Origin of the sequence: Paenibacillus arenosi (genome assembly GCF_014841135.1) — a bacterium.
In the GTDB taxonomy this organism is placed as follows: Bacteria; Bacillota; Bacilli; order Paenibacillales; family Paenibacillaceae; genus Paenibacillus_B; species Paenibacillus_B arenosi.
The window spans coordinates 176,370-199,782 of sequence record NZ_JACYTN010000003.1; the positions used below are offsets into that span (position 1 = coordinate 176,370).

At 44.4% G+C, this 23,413-nt stretch carries 24 protein-coding genes; 16 read left to right on the forward strand and 8 right to left on the reverse strand.

Going from position 1 to position 23,413, the window contains the following annotated elements; genetic code table 11:
* Nucleotides 1–35 precede the first annotated feature (35 nt).
* The 3 genes from IFO66_RS06770 to IFO66_RS06780 all read right to left on the reverse strand — a co-directional run bounded on the left by IFO66_RS06770 (nucleotide 36) and on the right by IFO66_RS06780 (nucleotide 4,193).
* A complete protein-coding gene (locus tag IFO66_RS06770) occupies nucleotides 36–632 on the reverse strand; it encodes a CDP-archaeol synthase (protein ID WP_192024409.1) in 597 nt (198 codons plus the stop codon).
* A 67-nt stretch (nucleotides 633–699) separates the two neighbouring features.
* Entirely contained in the window at nucleotides 700–1,587 is an 888-nt protein-coding gene (locus IFO66_RS06775; protein WP_192024410.1) for a hypothetical protein, read from the reverse strand.
* Nucleotides 1,584–4,193 (reverse strand): PEP/pyruvate-binding domain-containing protein, encoded by a 2,610-nt coding sequence (locus IFO66_RS06780; protein WP_192024411.1) that lies wholly within the window; start codon nucleotides 4,191–4,193, stop codon nucleotides 1,584–1,586. Before IFO66_RS06780 ends, IFO66_RS06775 begins: the two co-directional genes overlap by 4 nt.
* A 103-nt stretch (nucleotides 4,194–4,296) precedes the next feature.
* Between IFO66_RS06780 and IFO66_RS06785 the strand changes: the two genes are divergently transcribed.
* From IFO66_RS06785 to IFO66_RS06795, 3 genes are all read left to right on the forward strand, one after another.
* Nucleotides 4,297–4,926, forward strand: a complete 630-nt coding sequence (locus IFO66_RS06785) for a CDP-alcohol phosphatidyltransferase family protein (RefSeq protein ID WP_192024412.1) — start codon at nucleotides 4,297–4,299, stop codon at nucleotides 4,924–4,926.
* 81 nt (nucleotides 4,927–5,007) lie between these two features.
* On the forward strand, nucleotides 5,008–5,586 hold the full coding sequence (locus tag IFO66_RS06790) for a sigma-70 family RNA polymerase sigma factor (protein ID WP_192024413.1): 579 nt from the start codon (nucleotides 5,008–5,010) through the stop codon (nucleotides 5,584–5,586).
* A gap of 121 nt (nucleotides 5,587–5,707) precedes the next feature.
* Entirely contained in the window at nucleotides 5,708–6,556 is an 849-nt protein-coding gene (locus tag IFO66_RS06795; protein ID WP_192024414.1) for a hypothetical protein, read from the forward strand.
* A 164-nt stretch (nucleotides 6,557–6,720) separates the two neighbouring features.
* On the opposite strand, the gene IFO66_RS06800 is transcribed toward IFO66_RS06795, so the two are convergent.
* Nucleotides 6,721–7,254, reverse strand: a complete 534-nt coding sequence (locus tag IFO66_RS06800; RefSeq protein WP_192024415.1) for a hypothetical protein — start codon at nucleotides 7,252–7,254, stop codon at nucleotides 6,721–6,723.
* A gap of 141 nt (nucleotides 7,255–7,395) precedes the next feature.
* On the opposite strand from IFO66_RS06800, the gene IFO66_RS06805 reads away from it, so the two are divergent.
* Both IFO66_RS06805 and IFO66_RS06810 read left to right on the forward strand, forming a co-directional pair.
* Nucleotides 7,396–7,809, forward strand: coding sequence for an Lrp/AsnC family transcriptional regulator (locus IFO66_RS06805; RefSeq protein WP_192024416.1), 414 nt, complete (start codon nucleotides 7,396–7,398; stop codon nucleotides 7,807–7,809).
* Nucleotides 7,810–8,297: 488 nt separating this feature from the next.
* Nucleotides 8,298–9,230, forward strand: a complete 933-nt coding sequence (locus IFO66_RS06810; protein WP_192024417.1) for a macrolide 2'-phosphotransferase — start codon at nucleotides 8,298–8,300, stop codon at nucleotides 9,228–9,230.
* A 124-nt stretch (nucleotides 9,231–9,354) separates the two neighbouring features.
* On the opposite strand, the gene IFO66_RS06815 is transcribed toward IFO66_RS06810, so the two are convergent.
* Nucleotides 9,355–10,182: a GNAT family N-acetyltransferase gene (locus IFO66_RS06815; RefSeq protein ID WP_192024418.1), complete on the reverse strand. Its 828-nt coding sequence runs from the start codon at nucleotides 10,180–10,182 to the stop codon at nucleotides 9,355–9,357.
* Between the two features lie 225 nt (nucleotides 10,183–10,407).
* Here IFO66_RS06815 and IFO66_RS06820 point away from each other — a divergent pair, with 225 nt between their 5' ends.
* Entirely contained in the window at nucleotides 10,408–10,998 is a 591-nt protein-coding gene (locus tag IFO66_RS06820; RefSeq protein ID WP_192024419.1) for a DUF1802 family protein, read from the forward strand.
* A gap of 125 nt (nucleotides 10,999–11,123) precedes the next feature.
* Here the strand turns inward: IFO66_RS06820 and IFO66_RS06825 are convergent, their stop codons facing one another.
* Nucleotides 11,124–12,152, reverse strand: coding sequence for a peptidoglycan-binding domain-containing protein (locus tag IFO66_RS06825; protein ID WP_225445557.1), 1,029 nt, complete (start codon nucleotides 12,150–12,152; stop codon nucleotides 11,124–11,126).
* Between the two features lie 322 nt (nucleotides 12,153–12,474).
* Here IFO66_RS06825 and IFO66_RS06830 point away from each other — a divergent pair, with 322 nt between their 5' ends.
* Genes IFO66_RS06830 through IFO66_RS06840 form a run of 3 tightly spaced genes read left to right on the forward strand, consistent with a single transcriptional unit; the run spans nucleotide 12,475 to nucleotide 14,019 of the window.
* Entirely contained in the window at nucleotides 12,475–12,900 is a 426-nt protein-coding gene (locus tag IFO66_RS06830; protein WP_192024420.1) for an SRPBCC family protein, read from the forward strand.
* Between the two features lies 1 nt (nucleotide 12,901).
* Nucleotides 12,902–13,282, forward strand: coding sequence for an ArsR/SmtB family transcription factor (locus tag IFO66_RS06835; protein WP_192024421.1), 381 nt, complete (start codon nucleotides 12,902–12,904; stop codon nucleotides 13,280–13,282).
* 29 nt (nucleotides 13,283–13,311) lie between these two features.
* The gene (locus IFO66_RS06840; RefSeq protein WP_192024422.1) at nucleotides 13,312–14,019 is read left to right on the forward strand and encodes a DNA alkylation repair protein; all 708 of its coding nucleotides are present in this window, start codon (nucleotides 13,312–13,314) and stop codon (nucleotides 14,017–14,019) included.
* 91 nt (nucleotides 14,020–14,110) lie between these two features.
* On the opposite strand, the gene IFO66_RS06845 is transcribed toward IFO66_RS06840, so the two are convergent.
* Complete coding sequence (locus IFO66_RS06845; protein WP_192024423.1) at nucleotides 14,111–15,223, reverse strand: hypothetical protein; 1,113 nt, start codon at nucleotides 15,221–15,223, stop codon at nucleotides 14,111–14,113.
* Between the two features lie 184 nt (nucleotides 15,224–15,407).
* Here IFO66_RS06845 and IFO66_RS06850 point away from each other — a divergent pair, with 184 nt between their 5' ends.
* From IFO66_RS06850 to IFO66_RS06880, 7 genes are all read left to right on the forward strand, one after another.
* Nucleotides 15,408–16,019, forward strand: a complete 612-nt coding sequence (locus IFO66_RS06850) for a nitroreductase family protein (protein WP_192024424.1) — start codon at nucleotides 15,408–15,410, stop codon at nucleotides 16,017–16,019.
* Between the two features lie 188 nt (nucleotides 16,020–16,207).
* Complete coding sequence (locus tag IFO66_RS06855) at nucleotides 16,208–16,669, forward strand: MarR family winged helix-turn-helix transcriptional regulator (protein WP_192024425.1); 462 nt, start codon at nucleotides 16,208–16,210, stop codon at nucleotides 16,667–16,669.
* 67 nt (nucleotides 16,670–16,736) lie between these two features.
* Nucleotides 16,737–18,110: a serine hydrolase domain-containing protein gene (locus IFO66_RS06860; protein WP_192024426.1), complete on the forward strand. Its 1,374-nt coding sequence runs from the start codon at nucleotides 16,737–16,739 to the stop codon at nucleotides 18,108–18,110.
* Between the two features lie 293 nt (nucleotides 18,111–18,403).
* Complete coding sequence (locus tag IFO66_RS06865) at nucleotides 18,404–19,669, forward strand: CapA family protein (RefSeq protein ID WP_225445558.1); 1,266 nt, start codon at nucleotides 18,404–18,406, stop codon at nucleotides 19,667–19,669.
* A 159-nt stretch (nucleotides 19,670–19,828) separates the two neighbouring features.
* Nucleotides 19,829–20,587, forward strand: coding sequence for a threonine/serine exporter family protein (locus tag IFO66_RS06870; RefSeq protein ID WP_192024427.1), 759 nt, complete (start codon nucleotides 19,829–19,831; stop codon nucleotides 20,585–20,587).
* A gap of 24 nt (nucleotides 20,588–20,611) precedes the next feature.
* A complete protein-coding gene (locus IFO66_RS06875; protein WP_192024428.1) occupies nucleotides 20,612–21,055 on the forward strand; it encodes a threonine/serine exporter family protein in 444 nt (147 codons plus the stop codon).
* Between the two features lie 124 nt (nucleotides 21,056–21,179).
* A complete protein-coding gene (locus tag IFO66_RS06880) occupies nucleotides 21,180–22,541 on the forward strand; it encodes an amino acid permease (RefSeq protein ID WP_420488652.1) in 1,362 nt (453 codons plus the stop codon).
* 83 nt (nucleotides 22,542–22,624) lie between these two features.
* Here the strand turns inward: IFO66_RS06880 and IFO66_RS06885 are convergent, their stop codons facing one another.
* Nucleotides 22,625–23,392, reverse strand: coding sequence for a YqcI/YcgG family protein (locus tag IFO66_RS06885; protein WP_192024429.1), 768 nt, complete (start codon nucleotides 23,390–23,392; stop codon nucleotides 22,625–22,627).
* Nucleotides 23,393–23,413: the final 21 nt, after the last annotated feature.

Genomic DNA, 23,413 nt, shown 5'->3' on the forward strand with positions numbered 1-23,413 from the left:
TAGAGACAAGCGGGATAGCTTGCCTGCATAGCAAGTTATCCCGCTTGTTGTTTCAATCCGATCAGATAGAGAAGGATATTGATAATGTAATGAACGGTTGTCCCGATTAGGAGGAACAACGCTGCTTCAAGAATGGTAGGCTGATAGAAAAGATAAGTGGCAATCATACAGCCGATAACCGAGTCAGCTTGGTCAATGACCGTGAAGCAGATACCGAGCCATCCTTTTCGGTTTTGACCTGGTGGAATGTTTATGCGGCGTTTGATAAAGCTATTGGGAAGTTCGAACAGCACGTAACTGAATCCCCATAGCATCCCAATCATCCATTCTGTATAAGGAGTATTATAGGTATCCCATGGTAGGAGGGAGTTGGATTTTAACCAAGTCCAGTGATCAACGAGCCATCCCATCGCTGCGAACCAGCATGCTGTAAATAGGATCATGCCCATAAATCCATACCATGTCTTATTGTCGCCGAAAATCCGCTTTCCATCTCTCCAATATCGCCCAGCATCCATGGGACGGCGATGCTTACGAACAAAAGGCAATTTAACAAATATCATATTCGTGACGCCACCCAAAATAACAGGCATCATAAACAATAGTATTTGCAATGCTAATAGCATGGGCATTCGAACCTTTCTGATTATAGTTACTGTTTCTCTTTACGAAAAGAATCTTAATGTCATCGCTTATTTACTAAGGGATGTTTATTGTATTTATTGCCCTTACTATTATACGGACAGATAAAGGAATGATAAAAAAGGTGAAGCCAAGTACGTAGAACTTTCGAGAAAGCTTCGAACTAGGCTGGTAGATGAGCATGCCGATTAAATAGGTATTCACAAGCATATGAATGATTAGCGCAATTAAGAAAGCACCCTCCTTCATGATACTCGCCATTATAGCGCCGCAAATGAATGAACTCGCAAATAGTAAACCGGCTAGGAGAGCTGTACCTCTTGCACCGATGATCTGTGTATATGTAAGTGGCGTGGATGTAGGTTCTAGCTCATGCTCATCCCCCCTATCAGGCTGTATATTGTGGGCATATTCATGGGCAATAACGGCAAAGTAAAGGAATCCTGCAAAGTATAAAGACTCTACCTGCCAAGGTATTTTATGGACAGCACCTATATAGAACGGTATGATCGCAAATATGAAATTGGAACCGAAAGGGCGAAGTAAGATTGGGAGGCGTGGACTTAACTTGAACCACAACCAATAGTAAACCGTGAGAACACATAGTATCACAACCCCAATCCAATTCTGGACGTGCAGAAAGATAAGGAGTACTAGAATGAGTATACAGTTACGGCGCAGCGCAGAGGCTTGAATATAGCCTGTCACTAAACCACGATGAGGACTCTTATCTCGGTCAGCCTGTATGGAATGTAAATCATCCGCTGCGCGCAGCAATAATAGTCCGAGCCATGTCGTAAGTACAGCAAGCGAAGTTAACAACAAGTGATTGTGGTACTTGCCCGTATCGATAGACGGTATTAGGCTTAACGTGACGATGATGCAGAGGGGAATCGTTATGAATAGCGGGTACCGCTCTTGAATAAAGCGCCATACGTGCATCATATGATTTCACGTACATCAGCAGCCAGTTCAACCCGTTCAATTTCACCAGTATCACCATGGAGGATGAGAATATCTCCATCGGCAATGCGTGAGGTTGCTCGCTCTACAGCGGCAATAGCAGGAATGCCGAATTCTCGTGCCACAATTGCACAGTGGGATAACATGCCGCCCTTCTCGACAACTAAGCCAGCCGCAATTTTGAATAAGGGTGTCCAACCCGGGTCTGTGCTCCTAGTAACAAGAATATCACCTGGCTCCAAACTTGGTTCATTTACGGGATCGAAGATAATTCGTGCTCGTCCGGTAACGGTTCCTCCTGATACAGCAATGCCTACAAGTCGTGTTTGTTCTTGATCATGATCGATAGGCGGCATAGGTTGGCTTTGATAGTAAATTCCTTGTTCGCGCACAAACAGGCTTGGAGGTTCTGTACCCTCGTTATTTCGATGTGCATCTTGACGTAGTGCAATAAGTGCTGGAATTGTCTCGGGAAATTGATATTTTCCATATGCGAGTTCTTGAATCTCGTTCCATTGCAAATAGAATATTTGCTCAACTTGTGCCAAATGTCCTTTTTCAACGAGCCGTTGCCCCATCTGTAGCGCGATCTGGCGAATTTCTCCAAATAATAAACTGCGGATAATACGGCTTCTCTCTCGTAAGCGAATCGATTGATGGGTATGATGCAGGAGGAAGCGGAAAGCGACTCGCTGCCAACGTGTTAGGGATTGCAGGATATGTGCTTTCCAATCGATAACAGAAGACTGGGTTTCCTGTGTTGACGATGGATTCGATGATGAGGAAGTACGCTGTTGTGAAGCGGCTTGATATTTTCTTACTAATTGCCAATACAAATCATGTCGTTCCTCAAAAGTAGGAGAGACAATCGTGCAGTCGTGATAGCATCTTCCACCGTACTGCTCCATAAATCGTTCAAACTTCTTCCTTGCCTCGCCATGAAGTTGTCGTTCAAGTTCTTCTAGTTTGTTCTCCTCCAATAGACGCTGCCATGGAGCGTGTGAATGGATGAGCATAGCTTGTTCTTCGATAAGGTGTGAAGGCTCTAAGCTGCGTATATCTTCTGTTTGCATAAGATGAACAACAGCTAAATCCGTATTGATGTCGACATTTTTCAGCCAGCGCTTAACGAGAAGTTTCAATCCTCCTGGGAACACTGCCGCCAGTAAGTCGACGACCGCAGGTCGATCATAGTAGTGTTTTACCAGTCCGTTCATTACGTCATCTAGTACTTGGAGCAATTGATGAAGCGACAGCTGGTTATAGCCGCCAGCGCGCCACTTGGACCTTCTTTTGTAGAAAGCAGTTTCATATTGTTCCACTCGCGTTGAGGCTGACATCCACAACTTCGTGAAATGGTAGGAGAAGGAAAGGTAGCGTCTGATTTTATTTTGCTTGTTGAACTTAGAGGGGATATCGGTATTTGGTATGAACGGAAAAGGGACTTGTTGACCAATAAAATTATCAAGCAGTGTTTTAAGCAGCGGGCCGATAGGTAGCAAATAAGCACTTTCATACCAATTGCTTAGGTTATAGTAGATTCGTCCTGCATGAATGCCTGTAGTGTACTCAGTGACGGTACGAAGTGACTCCAATTCTGAGTCCTTCCATCCGAACAACTTCATCATTTGTCGAGTATAATGCTGATAGAATGAACTAACGATCGACCAAGTGAAGGGAGTTACTACAGTAGGGAAGTTCTCCACCATATTGACGTTTGTCCAAATGATGTTCTGTTTCCCTTGTAAGGCTGTAATTGGGCGAACTTGCAGTATAATGACATCGTCTTCTTCGATACACCATTCCACATCGATTGGGAATTGATAGTCTTGCTCGATATTGAGTGAGAGTTGAACGAGCCTAAGGATGAGATGAGGTGGTAGAGCAGTGCCAACGTGAAAAGTTACTTGCCGAGTCAGGCGGGATACAACGATTCGATTAGGCGTTACTTCACCAGATACAAGCTTATCTCCTAAGCCTTCTACCCATTCAATAATGAGATGATCGGTATCCTTGCTGACGGGGTTCATGGTGAAAAGTACTCCTGCGTATTGGGGGTTTTTCTGTTCTTGCACAATGACACCCATCTGAAAGGCATTAACCGTTACATTCCGTTCGTTATAAGCTGCTGCTGCGGTACTGTACATGCTCGCCCAACAAGCTTTAATAAGTGTGAATACCTCATCGACTGTTGCATTTAGATAAGTATGATATTGTCCTGCCATGGAATTAATCGTTCCGTCTTCTAAAATAGAGGAGGAGCGAATGGCATAGGTGGTGAAGGAATAACATAAAAGGGCTTGTTCTATCTCATGCTGGAGTTCAGGAGGATAGTTACCGTTTAAGACCTGATCAGCTTGCAGTTTTCTTTCACTTTCATCCGAATTAGTGTCTATTTGATTATATTCGCAGTATCGTTGAAAGGCTGCTACTGTGACGACGAATCCATGAGGCACAGGGTAATGACGTTGATGCAGCTCGATTAAGCGTGCTGCCTTGCCTCCAACGGCAGTAAACTCTCCTTCTTCTGCTGATAAATGCAGGACCATCCAAGGTTGCTGATCTCGTTGAGGGGTGTGCTTAGTCATCGTATCAACTCCATCGGAATTTATTATTTGTTGTATATCATGGATCAATTATAGTTGCTTTCCATGTACATACCAATCATTAGTTTCAAGGAAGGAGTACTTTATGAACATACGCAAGTATTTCCCCGCTATGCAGTTTTCGAATGTTCCTAATCTACTAACAACATTGTCTGTGATGACTGGATTCATTAGCATTGCACTCTTGCTCAACAACAAATTGAATTGGGCATTTACAAGCTACGCCATTACGATCTTACTCGATCGTCTAGACGGAGTCGTGGCGCGTCGCTTCGGACAATCCTCACCATTCGGCCAGCAATTGGATAGCTTGGCGGATGTCATTAACTTCTGCTTGTACCCGCCCTTATATGTAGGATTATTCTATGGTTTCACAATGTTATGGATGCTACCATTTTTACTCCTTTATTTGGTGGCAGGTGTATGGCGTCTTGCGTATTTCAATATATCAGGAATGGAGCAAGTCGATCAGAGCGTTTATTTTAAAGGTATACCTACAACGGTGTGTGCCAGCTGGTTTTTAATTATATTTGCGTTGCTACAAATAAGTAAGTTAGATTTGGACATTCAACGCATGCTCCTCTGCTTATTTTTCCTGTTCACTGCTATATTCATGGTATCGGCAATCTCTTATCCCAAAAATGGCTTTGTAACTAAACTATTGTATGTGCTTGTCCCAGGTTCGGTTCTCTTAGTGTGGCTAGTACAACGATAAGAAAATGATGATAAAGCAATGGGAACCTTTTACGTCCATAGAGCCAATATGACATGTACGACCTGAATGGAGGCTGGCCCTATGAAGGAGATGGATATACACCCTTGGCTTATCCGGATGAGTCAGGGTGATGAAGAAGCATTTCAGATCGTGTATCAGATGACACGAGACCATGCATATCGCTTTATTTACTATCTTGTACCTAATAAACAGGATGTTGAAGATGTGATGAGTGAGGTGTACTTGGAGCTGTTGCGAAGTGCGAATAATTACTTTCCTGGTCAAAATTTTCGTGCGTGGTTCAACGGTCTTATCATTCGCCAAGTACGGAATTGGAAACGGAAAGGTTGGCGTCGTTTTCGCATATGGGATCGCTTGAAGAGGGTGTCTTCTGCTGAGTCGGATCGGGCAGCGATTGAGCAATTTGCTGCCTTAGAAGATCAGTTAGAACTACTTCCGATTGTGAGTGCACTGCCCTTACATCTGAAGGAAGTTATTGTTCTCCGCTACTATCAAGATCACTCGTTAGAGGAGATTGCGCTATTGCTTCAAATTCCGATAGGTACCGTAAAATCGAGACACCATCGTGCCTTGAAACGATTGCGTCATCAATATCAAGACAAGGAGTCGGCTAAGGGGGCGAATGAATATGTCTATTGAGGCGAAGTTAAAAAAAGAGTTTGAGCAATATAAACAAACTGTTTCATGTCCTCCTTCTGTAGATTCCCGTATGATGGCGCTGTATCGAGGTCATAGGGTGCATGAGAGGGAGGAACAGCCTATGTTAAGAAGATGGAACTTGCCCAAACTAGCTGTCATTTCCATATTAGCTGCTGCTTTACTAGGGTTTACTTATGCAGGGGTGAGCTTTTTGTTTCAAGAAAGCAAAGGGAACATTTCAGTTATGATGAATGCTGTATCCGATGATTTAACTCTAAACAAAGAGCAGCAACTTTTTATTAGCCGTGCGCTTGCGGATGTAAAGCAGCAATTACAGTCAGGTGAGGACGCTATTGTGTACTTTGCTGATTTGGAAGGGGAAGAGGTATTACAAGGGAAACCATTATTTCCTGTGTCCAAGCCAGCGGTTAACAAAAATTTAGAGAGTTGGAAACAATCTATCCCTTATATGCCGATAGCTGACACCGTTCCAAGGAAGGTTCTTGATCATTTTGCATTTGAGGGAGGGATGAAGAGATCGCCTCTTGGAGTCGTTTTCTTCGGTGCATTTGAAGAAACGCTGGATAAACTTAAACAAGAAAGTAAAGATACGGGCAAGAAGGTGGTCTGGCGCAAAACTGTCCCGTCATCTGAGGAGCCATTAAAAAGTTATACGTCCATATATCGTGACTCCAAGCAGCAAGCAATTTATATCTCAGTACTCACTGCTTCAGAGAAGATTAGAATGGAAAGTATGATGCCGTCTTCTTCTGCTTATGAACAGCTGGATATCGAAGGGAACCAAGCCCATTACACGAGGAACGATAATAATCTTTTTAGTGGGAGTCTTACTTATCAAGAATTGATGTGGATGGAGGTACACGGAGGTAAAACTTATGTGTTTAGTGCAGCAAGCGATTCTCCTAAAATAACGAAAGAACAACTCGTGCAAGTGGCTAAAGAGTTGTAGCTGATAGGATTGAGCTGTATGTAGAGGATGCTGCATCGAATGCTGCAGGAATCGAAATCAGAATAAAGGATTCAGAACAAGTTATGTGTGTAAGGAAGGGGCTACCTCCTAAGTCTTGAATGATGAGGAGGATAGCCCCTTCGTTCTTTATCCTAACAACTATTTTAATCAGATTCCTTTTCTACAGTTAGTTCCTCTACGACGCCATAGGTTTCCCAATGGTTATTTTGAGCCAACACGAGCTTAATTTTATTTTTCCCTTCTACAAGATTGGACAGCAGAAATGGCTTCTTATCAACGATAGGTCCAATTAATGTACCGTTCAAGTAGAAGTGGATATGCCCTTCACCTTCCACAGGTGGACCATTATAGTTTTTAATCGATAGCTTTAAGTTGGTTCTAATCGTTAAGTAATATTGGTCATCTTCATCTTCCACGGAAGCATCCAGCCAATAAGGCTTATTCGTACGCTTATCATCATCTTCCTTTTCATCGCTGTCGTCATCCTCTTCATCATCTACAGGAACAGATTTCACGAACGAAGCATTAGCAGAAGAGGCAGTTTGCTGTCCGTGGAGAGCCGCCGCAAGGGTTCCTTTATTGGCTTGACCGCACAATCCAACGGTTTCATGGCTAAAGCCTGCAAGCACCGTTATAGCTAGCGATAGTATCAGCATGCTGAACACCTTTTTTAACAATGGAAAAACCTCCTTATATCGTTCATTATTAAAGGGTGAGGATCCTCTATTGCTCATTCTAGCGCACACATTTGTGGTCTTTACATGCATTGGTGAAAGCATTTTGCTCTTATTACTTTGTTCGTGAAAGGATGCGTACGCATGTTGGATCACATTGATATGGAAATCATCCGGTGCTTGCAGACAAATTCAAGAATGCAGTGGAAGCAAATTGGGGAAGTCGTCCACATGTCAGGTGTGGCCGTGGCCAATCGTATTCAACGTTTAGAGGAAATGGGCGTAATAGAAGGATTCACAATTCGGGTAAATGAAAAATTGATGGGCAGTGCCTACTGTGTATTTATCATTGTAATGATGAAAGATTATAGGCATACGAGCTTTCAAGAGTTTATTCAGCAGCGGGACGTTATTAAGGAAGCTCACCGTGTGAGCGGAGATCCTTGCTTTATTTTGAAAGTTCAAGTTCCTGATCACCATACGTTGTCGCAGTTGCTAGATGAAATTTTGGTCTATGGTCACTACAGGATTAACATTTCGATTGGACAGTATAAATAAAATGAGATTATTTGTGCAGGTTTAAAGTAAACTTGTTCGAGGTTGAAATGGAACTATTTTTTATGATAAGCTGAGTGTACATTTATGGAACGGAGGGGTTACGTGTGGCACATTATTTCCGATTAAGATCTTTGCGCTAATAGGTAATATTGCTCAAAGGCTCTGTCATGTGTACAGAGTAATCGGGATAGGTCTGCCATTTTTCAAAGGTAACCCCAGATAGCTATAAGCTAACGTGAGGGACGTTTGTACCCTCTTTTTGTATACCTTTTAGAAAATATGGATGTTGTAAGAAAGAGAAGAGCGATCGGCTACTGAGGTTGTATACGTTGCCGATAGTTTATTTTTTCTGCATCTTTCTTGTAACACATCGCATACCATGTTGAGGAGATTCTTTCTTCTTACCGATTACAGATGACACAGGCAGTAGCTGGCCTGTGTTTTTTTGTTGTTTTACACGAACCATATAACAAGGGAGGAAATAAAGGATGTCCGATAATGGGAAGAAAGAAAATCACGATAACAGAGTTGAACAAATGGTGGCATTGGCTGAGAAACACGGCATTCATTTGCAAACAGAAAAAGTGGAGATCAATGAGTCAGGTATGGATTTTCTCGTTGCGTTTGCTAATGATAAAGATGGAGTCAAATGGGTGCTTCGTATGCCGAGAAGATCAGATGTGCTTGAGCGAGCAGACAATGAGCATCGCGTATTGAAGCTGCTCCAACAACAGTTGCCTGTTGCTGTACCTGATTGGAGAGTGTATACGCCAGAGCTTATTGCTTATCCTTTATTAGATGGGGTTCCCGCGGCTGGGATAAATGTGGAGGTGCGGAACTACGAGTGGAATATGGATCATGAGAATCCTTCGCCTCAGTTTGTTGACTCCTTAGCTCACGCTTTGGTTGCCTTGCACGGTATCGATCATGATGCTGCCAGAGAGGCTGGGCTGCGTGTGAAAAGTCCTACAGAAGCGCGTGAAACGTTAGGGCAGCATATGGAGAAGGTCAAGCAGGAGATAGGCGTGTCCGAGGAGCTATGGGCACGTTGGCAAGCATGGATGACAGATGACTCGTATTGGCCGCCACATTCTGTACTCGTGCATGGCGATTTGCATCCACCTCACATCATTATTGATGAGCAGCAGCGGGTAACAGGTTTGCTGGACTGGACAGAAGCAGAGGTGGCTAACCCGGGAACAGACTTTGTTCTCTACTCTGCTATATTTGGGGAGGAGCGCTTGGAGGAGCTGCTGACTCGATATGAGGCAGCGGGTGGACGTGTATGGCCGCGAATGAAGGAGCATATTGCGGAACAGGTAACAACCTATCCGGTACTACTTGGTATTTTCGCTTTAGCATCTGGCGATGAAGAAGTTATGAATATGGCGAGAGCTGCGCTAGGTGTAGCGGAAGCGTAGGTGTGGTTGTTTCTAAGTAGGTATTCTCTCTTTCGGTGATATTATTAGGTGTTCAAATAAAATCCTTCCTAGCCGTGTGTTAGGAAGGATTTCTACGTTTTGGTGGGGGTGAGAGCGACGTCTATCAGAATTCAAACTCGTATGTTTTTAGCTTGTAGACAAACTCGAAGCCACATTTCTCCGCCACTTTGCAGGATGATTCATTCGTTTCATGGGTACTCCAGCGTGGAGATATCCCTTTATTCAGGCAATGTTGAATATACGCTCGGCTGACCATGGTACCGAGTCCTTGATTTTCTTCTTCTTCCAAGGTCATTGCATACATCTCATATTGAGAGCCATTTATAAAACAGGTGTAGCAAGTGCTTATAGCTTGTCCGTCCTTTATGATGGCCATGCCAAACCCTTGAGCGATGAAGTCATCTACAGAGCTCCAGAAGTCGTGGAAGTCCTCAAAGAGCTCTTCATTTTGCTCCTGTTCAATCATTTCTTTGGTGAGTGAAGTTAACGTGTATTCACTTGATAGGGAGGGTGCATGCTTATTCGAAGTATGAAACTTCTCTGCATGGAGTTGGTAATATAAATCGTAGTCTGTATCATAATCTCGGTGTGAAAATGCTGTTTCTAATACTTTTTCCCACTCTTCATCAAATACAGCTGAAATCATCCACGTTCCGCCGCATGTGTCTAAGTTAACCTGCTTGTATACGTTATCGATGAATGTGTTCAAATGGCTTATAAATGCATCGTTATGGGGATCTCCAATGAAAAAATCCATGACACCCACGATATAGACGAGCGCTGTTCGCGGCTGTGCAGGATCATCTACATATATATGCCCGCGGTTCGTGCCGTTGATAACGGCTTGTATAAGCAAGTTATCTCGCTCCGTGTCTTTTATTAATAATGGCTGTATAAGATGAAAGTCATTTTTGTCTAGTTCCACAATCATGTTCCAAACCTCGCTTCCTAATATTTAAATACCACATTTTTACACAAAATCAGTATACGATCAGAAAGTGGACATTTCTAATACATCTATACAACTATGAATAATAGGTATTTTATCGAATTAGGATTGCGATTCTATATACTTGGCTGATACACTGATAGCGCATCGGATTCATTCGCGTTCCATCTGATAAGAGACTGATAGTATGGAGAGGAGCGGGCATTTATGTCCCAACGAGTCGAGCAGCCAACATCCACATTATCATTAAAAGAATGGGCTGTAGCCGTAAAGGCGCTAGGTACAGGAGAGCAGATTATTACGGTTCGCAAGGGTGGATTATATGAAGAAACAAAAGAATTTAAGTTGGAAAATAACAGGTTCTATTTGTATCCAACCTATGAACACCAGAAGTCTGAGCTAGTGAAGTCAGACTATCAGCATTTGCTTCAATCGACTTTGGAGGGTTGGTCAGCGGAGCAATCCACTGTAACGATTGAATACTTCGCCGAGGTGACGGACGATATCGAGCTTATGGATGAAGAAAAGTTACGAGCGCTATCATCCTATCATATATGGACGGACTCTTTTGCAGATGTACGTTTGAAGTGGAAGCGAAAACTTCCTTTGCATATTTTATTTATCCGTATGTATCGACTAGATCAGCCGATATCGATTCCAGTTGCTGAGTCCTATAAGGGATGCAAATCGTGGCATCATCTGCTGTCCGAACTCCCACAGAGTGGCTTTGAGCCTGTTCTGTCGGATGAGGAATATGTGCAGCAGAAGGAAGCTATTATGAAGTTATTGAACAAGTGAGATCGTATTTACATAAAAAATAAAACAGCACCCCGTATATCTTGCGGCATAAACGCTGCGTTCATGCTGCTGAAAGAGATTGAAGGGGTGCTGTATTTGCATGCTTATTTTACATCAACGATGTATTATTCGACTGTAGGTGAGCTGCCTTTTCCTTTTTTGCCTTCAGGGGCAGTACCGTTGTCTTTGCTAGGAGGCGGAGCTGGGCTCTCACCTTCAGATGGCTCTTGCCCTTGGCCACTACCTTGCCCTTGGCCACCGCCTTGCCCTTGGCCACCGCCTTGCCCTTGGCCACCGCCTTGCCCTTGGCCGCTACCTTGCCCTTGGCCGCTACCTTGCCCTTGGCCACTACCTTGCCCTTGGCCACCGCCTTGCCCTTGGCCACTACCTTGCCCTTGGCCACCGCCTTGCCCTTGGCCACCGCCTTGCCCTTGGCCACTACCTTGCCCTTGGCCACTACCTTGCCCTTGGCCACCGCCTTGCCCTTGACCGCTACCTTGCCCTTGACCGCTACCTTGCCCTTGGCCACTACCTTGCCCTTGCCCTTGACCGCTACCTTGCCCTTGGCCACTACCTTGCCCTTGGCCACCGCCTTGCCCTTGGCCGCCGCCTTGCCCTTGGCCGCCTTGCCCTTGGCCACTACCTTGCCCTTGGCCACCGCCTTGCCCTTGGCCACTACCTTGCCCTTGGCCGCTACCTTGCCCTTGACCGCTACCTTGCCCTTGACCACCGCCTTGCCCTTGGCCACCGCCTTGTCCTTGACCACTACCTCGCCATCCGCCGTGGCCTCGACCACGATGATGCCTTGGAATTTTCACGCTGTCATAAGCATATAAGATTGCTTCTAGCGTCCGGTTATCTACATAACCAGTGACCGGCAATCCGTGCTTCTTCTGAAAATGCTTAACCGCTCGAACGGTAGCTTCATCGAAATAGCCATTTATGTTGCCGTAGTAGCTGCCCAACACTTTTAGCATACCTTGCACGACGTAAACGTCAGGTCCCTTCGACCCTTTACCAAGCGCTGAAGTCGTATTTGGCATACTAACGATCAGCGCAATAGCCAACATTAGAGTGGCGGCGCATTTCGCAATTGTCCACCCAGATTTCTTTGTATATTCGTGGGAGCCTACATTCCACTGCCACTGTTGCATACCATCTCCACCATCTTTCCTTAATCTAAATTTCCAACAAGCATTACTATTTCCTCAAAGTTTCCTTTTCATTACGAAAAAGTGTCGAATTTTATAAGAACCTATGTATTTGCTCTACATCACGGAGATTAGGAAGATGAAGGAAGGGACTTCAATGTTGACTCAAGACCAATTGGTGTCCTATACTAACTCAAAAGCGAAACCAAAAGGTTTCGCATTATGACGTAGCGAATGTAAGAGCATGTTGGATATTTGGATATTGAGTATGTAAACGAGCAATATATTGCACATATGGCTTTGCTAGCTGGAGGAGGAAATAACATTGAATCAAAATAACGCATCAACATTTGCAGAAGTTCGTAAAACCGTACAATTAAAGGCGCCAATTGAAAAGGTATGGGCTGCCGTTTCCACAGCAGAAGGGATCGCAGTATGGTTTATGCCTAGTGATTTTGAACCTGTTGTTGGCCACAAGTTTCACTTGGAAGCAGGGCCATTCGGTAAGTCACCTTGTGAAGTGACAGCGATTGAGCCGCCGCATAAGCTATCATTTACATGGGGGAAAGATTGGACACTTACGTTCTTGCTGGAAGAGCAAGGAGATGTGACTGAGTTTACACTTATCCATGGGGGCTGGGATGCGGATAAAGTTACGGAGTTCGGTCAAAGCCATACGGAAGTGCGTGAGCGTATGAGTCAAGGTTGGATAGGTATTTTGGAAAAACTGCGCAAGACGATCGAGGGTTAAGATGGCTGCTCCTCAACCGAAGTACGATGTGTTTCAGGCTATCGCAGATCCTACGCGCCGTCAGTTGTTAAGTCTGTTGAGCGAACAGGAAATGCCGGTTACCTCCATTAGCAGACATTTTCCAATGAGTCGAACCGCAGTTTCTAAGCATTTGCGCATCTTGGCAGAAGCAGGGCTCGTCAAAGATCGCAAGGTAGGTCGAGAAACACGTTATCGTCTAGAGTCTGAACCACTACAAGAGTTAAAGCGTTGGCTATCCTATTACGAACGGTTCTGGGATAACAAGCTTGCGATGCTCAAACATTTCGTGGAATCTGATTCTACAGATGAGGCAGAGCGTTATGGTAAGCTGGAAGTGTTGAAGTCAGATCATAACGACTAGAGCAGTTACGAAAAGGTGGTATCGTTCCTTTGAACATAGAAGAGATTATGAGCAAGCTGGAAGCGCTCGGTACAGAGCAAACGAAGAAAACACATATGCGCCATGGAGCTCCCGAGCCGTTGTTCGGGGTTAAAGTCGGTGACATGAAGAAGCTGGTCAAGTACGTCAAGAAAGATCAAGAACTGGCTTTAGCGCTATATGAGACGGGGAACTACGATGCTATGTATTTAGCAGGATTGTCCGTTAGCCCCAAGTTGATGACAAAAGAACAGCTGCAGCGTTGGGTGAGTCAGGCCAAATGGCATGCACCTGCGGAATATACGGTGGCAAGTGTGGCAGCAGAGAGCGATTATGCGTTAGAGTTAGCCCGTGAATGGATTCAATCTGAGGTGGAGACGACAGCAATTTGTGGGTGGAGCACGTACGCTAACTTTTTATCTATTGCCCCAGATGAACAGTTGGATATCGAGGAAATACGTAGCTTGTTAGGGCAAGTAGAGCGCACAATTCATCAAGAACGCAATCGAGTACGATATACGATGAACGGCTTTGTAATTAGTGTAGGCACCTATGTGAAAGCTCTTCACGATGAGGCGAAGGCTGCTGCATCTCATATTGGAAAAGTAAGTGTGGATGTAGGTGACACAGCGTGTAAAGTCCCGCTAGCAACGGCTTATATTGAGAAAGTAGAGTCGATGAATCGAGTAGGACAGAAGCGAAAGACTTGTATTTGTTAGATGTGAACTGTCAACATGATGTAGTTGGACAAAGAACCCTATCACAGGGTTCTTTGTGTTTTTCTCTGAAGCTAATGAAAGATAAACCTTGCTAAAAGGGATGGCTGGTGATTTCTGTTGCTTTTCGAGCTAGTACTGACTTTAGCGTGCTAATCTGCTTTTTCGTTAATGGCCGGGTATAGGAGTAGCTCTTCATCCGAACCCCTTTAATATCTCCTGCTCCTATATTCGGCTGAGCAACCCGCACATTAAATAACTGAGAAAACCAGTTGAAAGGGTAGGAAATAGAGCGCAGTCCATCTTCGAAGCCTGCGTAGTTCACAGCGGCAGCATAATTATCGCTGCTGCGCAGCCAGATCGATCCAGAGTCTCCTGGCAATGAAGTAGGTGTTGCACCTAAAATGACAGACTGATCACGGAACTGAATGACACCAAGTCCACCATAATCGCCATAGTTCACGGTGAAATCCGTGTGTACCGATTCCACTGTACCTGTAACAGCACCTGTCGTACGCCCTACTTTTTTGAACACTTCGCCAACCCGATACGTTAATAAATGGCCTGGTACGACACCAACTGTCGCGTAAGTGGGACTTAATAAACTGTTGTCTAGCGGGATACAAGTGGCTGCATCGAGATAGTTGTCACCTGTTTTTTGCAAAGGGATGAATCTATCTAATCTGCCGATTTCGTCCGTGGTTGCTTGCCCACTGTCCGCGGCTCCAGGCTGAATCGTTTCGGTATAATCGGCTGAATTGTTGCGGTTGAGGACATGGTTGTTGCTGCATACGTAATATTGGGTTCGAGCAGGATAGTTAATGGCAATTAATCCACCCGTTCCAGATACACCAGGGGAACCGGGTAGTGAGGGATATCCCACGCTGTAGCCGCCGGGAACTGGACGGATGCGATCGGTATAAGGGGCGACTTTAGCCTTGGCATCATGAAAAACCTTAACTTTTCCAGACACAATGGTGCGTATCGGAACTTGCACGACTTTGCCTTGTACGGTTGTAGATACGGATTTTGGTACAGAGCTTGTACTTACGGCAGAAGCAGTTTCTGTATAGATAATTACGCATGCGCCTTGCTTGGGCTGCTTCGGATTTTTATAGCCAACACCAACACCGACAATCCCTTTCTTTTGGAGCAATTGAGCGGCATGCTTGATTTTGGCTTTGTAAGCTGCGTAGAAATTAGCCATGTACGTCCCTCACTTCGTTTAGATTCTGAGTCATATTATGCATGCAGGCGGGCGAGTGTAATGGGCGATCTCCTTATAGGCACGGATAAAAGCTAGTGATTGACAGCAAAATCAATTTTCCTATACACTATATTTACTTACAAAACATAAGTAGATTACTTTCTGATGAGGAGCTATAACGATCATGACGAAATCATTTTCAGAAGTGGCTAATGAGCGCCGCTCCGTAAAAGTATACGATACGAACGCAGAGATTTCCCGCGAAGAACTGACAGAGATTCTTGATCTAACAGCGAAGACTCCTTCTGCTTGGAACTTGCAGCATTGGAGATTTGTAGTGATCCAGAGTGCAGAAGCAAAGCAAAAGCTTCTTCCTATTGCTTACAATCAACAGCAAGTCGTAGATGCGTCTGCAACGGTAGCGATCTTGGGTGACACTGAAGCTTATCGCCACTTCGATGATGTATTCTTGCCTGCAGTAACAGCTGGCTTCTTGGCAGAAGAGGTGGCATCATCATTGCAGGGCCAAATCAATCGTGCTTATGGAGATAAGCAGGTTGCTCATAATGCAGCATTGATTAACGGTTCCTTGGCAGCGATGACATTTATGTATGCAGCGCAGGAGTGCGGTTGGAGAACGAATGCAATCGGCGGCTTCCACGCTCCTTCTTTCATGAAAGAGTTCGAAGTGGATGAGCGCTATGTGCCGATTATGCTGATTACGATCGGTAAAGAAAAACAAGAAGGGCGTCCTTCGTCCCGTATCCCTGCTGCTCAATTAATAGATTGGAAATAACAACGTTAGTAAGTGGTAGTTAACATCTTAATAGCTTATGGCTAAATAGCGGCTGTTCTTTAGTACTGACTGTACTGGGGGCAGTCGTTTTTTTATTTTTACAGGCAATTGTGTAGTTGAAGATTGTGGAAAATAATGCTACATTATTGTTTAGATAACTTAACAATAAGGAGAACTTAATATTTAAGATGAATAAACAAATTAACAAACTTATTCCTATTGTAAAAGAAATAAATGAGGCAGAGTATGAGCTTAATACGATGCTGCTGCCCTATTATCAACAGGTTATGGAGCACGAGTTATCTGTGAAGCAGGCCTTAATTCTGGAGGTCTTGTACAAACAGAAGCAAGTAACCGTTCGAGAAATTGCGGAACAAATGAAGGTATCTTCGAGCGCTGTCAGTCAAATTATTAGTAAGCTAGATAAAGCCGAGTATGTGAAGCGTGAGATTAACCCAAATAACAGACGAGAAATATTAGTGAGCTTGGGTGAAAAGGGCGAGAATTACTTCGCGCAAATGCAGCAGGTCGAACAAGACATCATTGAGCGCTATTATACAAAGTTAACGATGGAAGAGGTGATGCAGCTCAAGCATATTACGCTCAAGTTGAAAAATATTGTTGAGCAGGAGTTGGCTGGCCGAGACTGATACAGAACAGACTCTAGCATCACGAGAAGACCATACACGACGGAATATGGGATAGGAGGAGCTAGTTATGAGTAGATTAGTTGCAGATAAACAACAACAGCTAGAAACATTATTCAATACGCTCGCGGAGAGAGGGCAGTTTAATGGAGCGATTCTCGTAGCTGAACAGGGGCAAGTTATTTACGATGGTGCGTTCGGATATGCAAATGTGGAGAAGGGGCAGCTGCTAAACAAGGATTCTATTTTTGAGTTGGCATCCGTATCCAAGCCGATTACTGCCTTGGGCATTATATTGCTGGCTCAAGAAGGCAAGCTGCATGTTAACGATCCAGTAGAGAAGTGGATTCCGGAGCTGCCTTATCGATCCATTACGGTCAAGAACCTGCTGCAGCATACTTCGGGATTGCCTGACTATATGACTTTATTTGCAGAAAACTGGGACAAAGATGATATCGCGAATAATCAAAATATGTTGGAGCTGTTAATCGAGCATCAACCTGAAATCCGTTTTTCCCCAGGAGATAAGTGGGAATATAGCAATACGGGATATGTGCTGCTTGCTATTATTGTGGAGCGAGTAAGCGGCAAAAGCTTCCCAGACTTTATGAAAGAGCATTTATTTGAGCCTTTAGGTATGAAAGATACGTTTATATATAACCGTAGGTATTCTGGTCAAACGATAGACAACTATGCATTCGGATATGTGTGGGATGTGAAAGAGGAACGCTTCGTGCTTCCAGACACACTTCCTGAGACAGAAATGGTTATCTATTTGGATGGTATCCAAGGTGACGGTACTGTGAATTCAACGTTGGCAGATTTATTGAAACTGGATCAAGCTTTAAGTACAGGCGAGTTGATTACAAAACAATCACTGGCCGAAGCATTTACACCTACCCTGCTAAATAATGGAGAACTATTCCCGTATGGGTATGGTTGGCTTACCGCTAAAGAGGATACCCGAGGGATGTTAGTTAGCCACAATGGCGGATGGCCTGGGTATGCAACGAACTACAAACGATTTATAGAGCAAAAAAAGACATTAATCTTTCTCAATAATGTGATGCATGATTATACGTATCTTCAGGCGATAGAATCGGCTTGTGAGCATATATTGTTTGATGAGCCTTATGAGGTACCAGCCTTTATACCTCCGAGAAAAGCTATCCAAGTATCCCCTGATATTTATGATGCCTACACAGGTTGTTATCGTATTGAGGATGAAGGAAATATGGTGCAAGTGGAAGTTTATACGAAAGATGAACGCTTGCTTCTGACGATTGATGGTCAGATTATGGCTCTCCACCCTGTAACTGAGACACGTTATTTTATTCACCAAGCGCCTATTGAATTGGAGTTTGTAGAAATAAGTGATGAGAAGGCGCGTGCTTTCATCTTGTATGAAGGGGAAGAGCCAGAGCGTGCTGTAAGAATAGATTAGAGTAAACGATTTATTTCCTCTCCTCTTAAATGGAACAAGTTATAAATAGCCGCTGCTGAGAGCCTTATGCTCGTTCTCTTATGCAGCGGCTTATTACATAATGATGTTATCGGTGGAAAAAGCTTTGTTTGGAATAATGAAGTTAAATTTTGCATAAATAATGAATGTATATTTTTGAAAATTGGAGAATCTTAAAGAAATTGAGACCTTTTTCCTTGCAGGCTAGTATATGATGGATCATAAATTTAGGCTTACATAGCTAAAGGACCAACGAAGTGAAGGAGCTTTACGGCATGCGTATGTCTAGAAAGAAACGCCATAAATATCGTTTTCACCCTCTGTTTTGGGCTACGTGGACATTATTACTTATTGCGATTGGTGGTGTGCTCGTATGGATACAGCAGGAAGGGCTACAACTCAATCTAAACCAGTCGCCTTCAATCGCTCAGCATAAAGGGACGGAACATGTTCAGGTTCAGAAGCAATCAGAAACGAGTTCTATAGTAAAGCAGCCAAGCCAAGCCCCGCAGGGACCAAGCGACAACGAAGTAGTAGGGAATGCGGTAGGTAAGCGTGATCGAAATAAACAGCAATCCGTCTCTCCTCATAAACCAATTAACCTTGTATTTGCTGGAGATGCGATGATGGATTGGTCGGTAAAAGAAACCATTCGCAAGAAAGGCACAGATTATCCATATGTTCATGTGAAATCAGAAATTGAAAAGGCGGATTATGCCTTTGTTAACTTAGAAACAGCTATTACAACGCATCATGTGAAAGACACGAACCAGCTATATAACTTCAAGTCTGATCCAATTGCATTAAAAGGATTGAAAAATGCTGGCTTCGACCTTGTATCTATCGCGAACAACCACACGCTTGATTTTATGGATAAAGGATTTCTTGATACGCTCAGACATCTAGAGAAAGCGGATCTTCCCTATGTAGGTGGAGGAAGAACCGAAGAAGAGGCATACAAAGCCCATACCGTAGAGTTGAATGGTAAGAAAGTGAAGTTTTTAGCCTTTTCACGCTTCATCCCTCAAACGTATTGGTTTGCTAATGGTAATGAGCCAGGTATTGCTGAGGCCTATAATAAATCAAGTGTACTGCCAGTCATTAAGCGTGAGCGTAAAGACTGCGACTACTTGCTCGTATACATGCATTGGGGTGTAGAGAAGGAGAATCGTCCTGCTCCTTGGCAGCGCACGTATGCTAAAGAGATTATTGATGCGGGTGCGGATGCCATTGTAGGTAGCCATGTGCATGTCTTGCAAGGCTTTGAATTTTACAAAGGCAAGCCAATTGCCTATTCTATTGGGAACTTCCTTTTCCCCAATTATGTAAAGGGGCGCAATGCAGATACGGGGCTACTGCATCTTACATTAGATAACGGACAGGTGAGTATGGCGTTTGATCCGTACTATATTAAGAACGATCAGATTGTGAAACGTGATAGCAAATATGTGGAGAGTCAATATAACTATTTGGAGTCCATCTCCTATAAAGCTGTGATGAATGCCAATCAAGTTGAGCCTGCTATAAAAGCAAGCCGGTAACCGAGTTGGTGCCTTTATAGTGGATAAATGGAGTGCTTATCTGTCATTTTAGACAGGGAGGCACTCTTTTTTCGTGAAATTGAAGTATACATTTCTTTCAAAAACGATCGGAAAAGGATATAATCCTGATAATTGCTACTTCGTAGGAGAGATTCATTCATGCACGTTCATCCGAATGGAAATGTTGAGATTACACAAATATGCTTATTGGCAGGGAAAATTATGCTAGCTAGCGGTGCGGAGACGTATCGTGTAGAAGATACGATGATGCGAATTGCCGATGCCTATGGATATGAGAACTCCCACAGCTATGTAACTCCAACAGGTATTATTTTCGCGATTAATGGAGCTGTATCTACAACAAGGTTATTTCGGATCGCGACTCGTTCAACAGACCTACAAAAAGTAACTTTGGTTAACGATATCTCAAGGGCGATTACGAGGGGCGAGTTAGCGCCAGAAGAGGCATATAAGAAGCTGAAACGAATAGATAGCGCGAATCTAGCTTATCCTGTGTGGTTGCAAATTGCTGCTGCAGCGATTTCGAGCGGCTGCTTCGCTATTATGTTCCGCGGAACATGGCCAGACTTCTTACCAGCGCTGATCGCAGGAGGGGTTGGCTTCGTATCCTATATTTATGTGCACAGGTTGATTCCAATCAAGTTCTTCGCTGAGTTTATGGCCGCGACGATCACTGGTTTACTATCTTATTTCTGTTATCAGGCAGGGTTAGGGAATGAGCTGGATAAAATTATTATTAGTGCCGTGATGCCGCTCGTGCCGGGTTTAGTCATAACGAACGCGGTGCGCGATTTGATGGCAGGACACCTTGTATCTGGCTTGTCTAAGGGAGCAGAGGCATTTCTGACCGCCTTCGCCATTGGAGCGGGTATTGCTTTTGTTATGTCGATTTATTAACGGAGGAAACGGGGTAGGATTTCCATGCTCACGGAGCATTTGATTACAAGCTTTATTTCTACGGCTGGGTTTGGCATTATCTTTAACGTACCGCGCAGAACGCTGCTGCAATGTGGTTTCGTTGGTATGGCCGGCTGGTGCGTATATATTGTTCTTAGTATCAATATGGGCATTGATGTCATTCCAGCTACATTAGCGGCCTCGTTCCTCGTTGCTGTCGTCAGTCAGTTGTTCGCAAGGTTGTACAAGGTGCCTATCATCGTTTACAGCGTAGCCGGTATCATTCCGCTCGTACCTGGAGGGGTAGCCTACGATGCGATGAGAAAAATGGTGGAAAATAACTACACATTGGCTATTGAATTGACGATTAAAGCATTTATGCTGTCAGGTTCCATCGCGATTGGCCTTGTCTTCTCTGAAGTCGTCAATCAGATTATAAGAAAATATCAAGCAAGAGCGCGTTATTAAGCTGGATGGGTCAATCGCATGGATGTGCGAAAGGCTGTGTCTGGCTTTTTCTATTTGTGAGTTACATAAAGCTCCTTCCTCAAGACCATAGTAAGATCTATCGGATATGGAAGGGATAAGCAGAATGGCCAATACGAAGCATCATCACAATCGGAGACAACGTTCATCTGAATCATCAAGTGCTAAAATGCCTTGGTGGCGACTATCCTTGTTCGGCATCGGTTGTACATTAGGAACGGGATTCTTTTTAGGTACGAGCATAGCGATCCAAAAAAGCGGTTATGCGATCTTGGTATTGCTGCTACTTGCTGCAATTGGCACTTACTTTGTCTTGCAGGCACTAGCGAAGCTAACTGCTAAGGAGCCTGCTAAAGGTTCTTTTCGAACGTATGCCAAACTTGCATTCGGGCGATGGGCTGGCTTTGGCAGCGGATGGTTATATTGGTCCTCAGAAATGCTTATTTTGGGCAGCTCTTTGATGGCGCTTGGACTGTTTTCACAGTTGTGGTTCCCTAGCATACCACTATGGATGTTTGCAGCTGGCTATGCGTTGTTGGGGATGGTGGTGATTTTCTTTGGCATAAAAGTGCTGGAAGCAACGCAAAGTGTACTAGCTATCGTCAAGCTAGCGGCGCTCGTCATGTTTATTATTATTGGAGTGGGTGTAGTATTTGGCTTGTTCAAAGGAACGAGTCCTGCAATTTCCTATGAGCAGCTTACGCAGCGCTTCTTTTCATCAGGCGTAATGGGGATGTGGAAGGCATTTATTTATGCTTTCTATGCTTTTGCAGGCATTGAAGTAATGGGCCTGATGGCAGCTGAATTAGAACACCCCGAGGAGGCATCGAAGGCAGGCGGAGTCATGTTGGCCACTACTATTGTGCTTTATCTGGCTGCTATTGCTCTTGTCTTATTGTGGGTGCCATTGGAGCAGCTTCCTGTATCGGAAAGTCCGTTTATTAGTGCCCTAAGACATGGGGGAATGCCCATTATCGTAAATATGTTTAATGGCGTGCTTATTGTTGCAGGTTTTTCATCCGTTGCCGCTTCGTTGTATGCCGTTACCATTGTGTTAGTCACTTTGGCAGAAGACGGTGATGCCCCGCGAGGGCTGTCCGCTCAAAAAGGGAAGCGTGATTTCCCACTTTCCGCGTTAGGTGTCACTTGTGCGGGTACCATCGTTTCCATCGTACTTGCCTACTTTATACCAAAGCGTATTTTCGAACATATTACGACCGCAGGCGGTCTTGTACTAATGTATACGTGGGCAAGTGTGGTTCTCTCTTACTTGAAGCTTATACCCCTGAATTGGTGGGGGAAAATGCAGGCCATTATTGCCCTGCTGCTAATTGGACTTGCAGTCGTAGGCACCGTGTGGGACGAGTCGAGCAGGCCGGGGCTGTTTGTCAGCTTGCTGTTCTTTGCGGCTATCGGAGGGGTTACGTTTATGATGCATCAGCGGTGGAAACGAGATGGAGCGCATTAGTGGCATAATGCTCTAGAGATCGAGATGTGAACGGATCTCAGAGCATTATGCCATTTCAACGTTTCATCCACTCTTGCGCGACTTTAAGAGCGTATTTTTTTAAATAAATTTTTCATGTAAGAAAAGGGACATTTTGAAGGTAGTTCATCTTGGTCTCGTAAAAAATATTGTTTCCATTCCAAATTTCCCTCTTGCCCGTACCATTGCAAGGATGAGTGAATAGGGATCTCGTCATAATCAGCTAGTCGCTTGCGTATAGCTTTCTTCAGGCTGATGCCAAGAGGAGTAGAGGCGTTAATGCTCTCAAATACCCAACGGGGTTGGAACGCAAGGATGAAGTGGGAGAACCAACGGCTGCGGCGTAGGACATGAGCTGGTGTCGCGCAGAACGCGAAATAGGGCTCCCCATCAAAGCAAAATTCCCAACTTGGCTGAGCAGGGTCCTTGGCGATATGGTCTGGCCAATCCTTAGCATCATAACTGCTAACACGGCTTAATAAAGACCAAAATAGTTCTTCATACTGTTCAATCGTAGAACGCCCGACCGAATCTTCAGGGGTATCGAACAGAACGACTAAGGAGGCGTACGGACCTGTTTCTCGGCAGCACTCTCCATACTGCTGCAATAGAGAGGCCAAATGGGCAGGTGCATGCTCGGTTCTTGCATCATCAACGAAGCCGAATCGCAAGCTATCTGCTAGAAATCCTAGTCTCGCAGGCACACACGGATATGTGTTCTCCTTGTCAGCAACCATCTCTACGAAGTTGTGGTATGCATGCTGCTGCCATCGGGGCAGTTCCAATAGATTAGCTTCGATCCAGCTCTTCGTGAGCAGTGTTGGAACAGACATCGTTCCACCTCCACTTTTTTG

Coding starts and splice junctions, on each gene's coding strand:
- IFO66_RS06770 (WP_192024409.1), bottom strand. CDS start 632: ATGCCCATGCTATTAGCATTGCAAATACTATTGTTTATGATGCCTGTT.
- IFO66_RS06775 (WP_192024410.1), bottom strand. CDS start 1,587: ATGATGCACGTATGGCGCTTTATTCAAGAGCGGTACCCGCTATTCATA.
- IFO66_RS06780 (WP_192024411.1), bottom strand. CDS start 4,193: ATGACTAAGCACACCCCTCAACGAGATCAGCAACCTTGGATGGTCCTG.
- IFO66_RS06785 (WP_192024412.1), top strand. CDS start 4,297: ATGAACATACGCAAGTATTTCCCCGCTATGCAGTTTTCGAATGTTCCT.
- IFO66_RS06790 (WP_192024413.1), top strand. CDS start 5,008: ATGAAGGAGATGGATATACACCCTTGGCTTATCCGGATGAGTCAGGGT.
- IFO66_RS06795 (WP_192024414.1), top strand. CDS start 5,708: ATGTTAAGAAGATGGAACTTGCCCAAACTAGCTGTCATTTCCATATTA.
- IFO66_RS06805 (WP_192024416.1), top strand. CDS start 7,396: ATGTTGGATCACATTGATATGGAAATCATCCGGTGCTTGCAGACAAAT.
- IFO66_RS06810 (WP_192024417.1), top strand. CDS start 8,298: ATGTCCGATAATGGGAAGAAAGAAAATCACGATAACAGAGTTGAACAA.
- IFO66_RS06815 (WP_192024418.1), bottom strand. CDS start 10,182: ATGATTGTGGAACTAGACAAAAATGACTTTCATCTTATACAGCCATTA.
- IFO66_RS06820 (WP_192024419.1), top strand. CDS start 10,408: ATGTCCCAACGAGTCGAGCAGCCAACATCCACATTATCATTAAAAGAA.
- IFO66_RS06825 (WP_225445557.1), bottom strand. CDS start 12,152: ATGCAACAGTGGCAGTGGAATGTAGGCTCCCACGAATATACAAAGAAA.
- IFO66_RS06835 (WP_192024421.1), top strand. CDS start 12,902: ATGGCTGCTCCTCAACCGAAGTACGATGTGTTTCAGGCTATCGCAGAT.
- IFO66_RS06845 (WP_192024423.1), bottom strand. CDS start 15,223: ATGGCTAATTTCTACGCAGCTTACAAAGCCAAAATCAAGCATGCCGCT.
- IFO66_RS06850 (WP_192024424.1), top strand. CDS start 15,408: ATGACGAAATCATTTTCAGAAGTGGCTAATGAGCGCCGCTCCGTAAAA.
- IFO66_RS06855 (WP_192024425.1), top strand. CDS start 16,208: ATGAATAAACAAATTAACAAACTTATTCCTATTGTAAAAGAAATAAAT.
- IFO66_RS06860 (WP_192024426.1), top strand. CDS start 16,737: ATGAGTAGATTAGTTGCAGATAAACAACAACAGCTAGAAACATTATTC.
- IFO66_RS06865 (WP_225445558.1), top strand. CDS start 18,404: ATGCGTATGTCTAGAAAGAAACGCCATAAATATCGTTTTCACCCTCTG.
- IFO66_RS06870 (WP_192024427.1), top strand. CDS start 19,829: ATGCACGTTCATCCGAATGGAAATGTTGAGATTACACAAATATGCTTA.
- IFO66_RS06875 (WP_192024428.1), top strand. CDS start 20,612: ATGCTCACGGAGCATTTGATTACAAGCTTTATTTCTACGGCTGGGTTT.
- IFO66_RS06880 (WP_420488652.1), top strand. CDS start 21,180: ATGGCCAATACGAAGCATCATCACAATCGGAGACAACGTTCATCTGAA.
- IFO66_RS06885 (WP_192024429.1), bottom strand. CDS start 23,392: ATGTCTGTTCCAACACTGCTCACGAAGAGCTGGATCGAAGCTAATCTA.